The sequence below is a fragment of the Methylobacterium sp. CCH5-D2 genome, assembly GCF_001556475.1.
Classification (GTDB): Bacteria; Pseudomonadota; Alphaproteobacteria; order Rhizobiales; family Beijerinckiaceae; genus Methylobacterium; species Methylobacterium hispanicum.
The window spans coordinates 1-1423 of sequence record NZ_LSIX01000568.1 but is presented as its reverse complement, the minus strand read 5'-3'; the positions used below and the strand labels follow the sequence as shown (position 1 = coordinate 1423).

The 1423-nt window shown below is 72.7% G+C and carries 1 protein-coding gene; it reads left to right on the top strand.

Annotation, left to right across the window (positions count from 1 at the left end; translation table 11 throughout):
• Nucleotides 1–245 precede the first annotated feature (245 nt).
• The gene (locus AX737_RS14485; protein ID WP_280949075.1) at nt 246–1301 is read left to right on the top strand and encodes a threonine aldolase family protein; all 1056 of its coding nucleotides are present in this window, start codon (nt 246–248) and stop codon (nt 1299–1301) included.
• Nucleotides 1302–1423: the final 122 nt, after the last annotated feature.

Here is a 1423-nt window from a genome sequence, read left to right as displayed (position 1 = left end):
TGGGGTGAGGGGTATGACCTCACAGGACTGAGCACGCCATCGACGCGCGTTCAGCGCTACGCTTCGTCCGGCGACGTCATACCCCTCACCCTGTCCCTCTCCCTACAGGAGAGGGGACCCGCGCTTCGTTCCGGGACGATGCGTTAGTCCAAACCCATCAGCCGGAAACGGTATAAGACCTCTGCCGGGCGCGGTCTGCCCGGTGCCGTTGCCGCACGCGCCGGCCGCACATCCCGGGAGTGACCGTGACCGTCGATCTGTTCAGCGATACCCAGACCCGGCCGACCGCGGGGATGCGCGAGGCGATGGCCCGGGCCGAGGTCGGCGACGAGCAGTCGGGCTCGGACCCGACCACCAACGCGCTCTGCGCGCGGGTGGCGGACCTCCTCGGCATGGAGGACGGGGTGTTCATGCCGTCCGGCACGATGTGCAACCTCGCCGCGATCCTGGTCCAGACGCGGGCGGGCGACGAGATCATCGTCGACGACCAGTCCCACATCTACAACACGGAGGCCGCGGGCGCCGCCGCGATCGGGGGCGTCTCGGTGCGGGCGCTTCCCACGCGCAACGGCCTCTACACGCCGGAGCAGGCCGAGGGCGCGATCCGCGTCGTCCAGCGCACGGCGCCCCGCTCGGCCCTGATCTCGATCGAGCAGACCACGAGCTTCTCCGGCGGCTCGATCTGGGACCTCGCGGCGATGCGGGCGATCCGCGACATCGCCCACGCGCGCGGCCTCCGGGCCCATATCGACGGGGCACGCCTCCTCAACGCGGTCGCCGCCACCGGCATCCCGGCGCGCCGCTACGCGGAGGGGTTCGACAGCGCCTGGATCGACCTGAGCAAGGGCCTCGGCTGCCCGGTCGGCGCGGTCCTGTGCGGGACGAGGGCCTTCGTCGCGGAGGCGTGGCGCTGGAAGTACCGGCTCGGCGGCGCCATGCGGCAGAGCGGCGTGCTGGCGGCGGCCGGGCTCTACGCCCTCGACCACCACATCGACCAGCTCGCCGAGGACAACGCCAACGCGGGCCGCTTGGGCGCGGCGCTCGCCGGGGTGCCGGGCCTCGCCTTCGAGCCCGGGGCGGGGCAGTCGAACATCCTGAGCTTCTCGGTGGCCGGGCTCGGGGTCCCGGCCGCCGCCTTCGCCGAGGCCTGCCTCGCGCAGGGCGTTCGCGTGCGGGCGCTCGGGACCGAGCAGATCCGCGCGACGACCCATCTCGACGTGGACCGCGCCGGCATCGCGCGCGCGGCCGCCGTGATGCGCGCCGCCGCCGAGCAGATCATGGCGGGCCGCCGCCCGGCCTAGAACCGTTCCCGATCGCGTTGCAATCGGGAACGGCTCCAACCTCTTGTATCAGGTCTCGCCCGCGACCCCAGGGCGATCGCATATGCCGAGCGAGCCTAACCCCGGTCAGGCGCGGGTCCCCT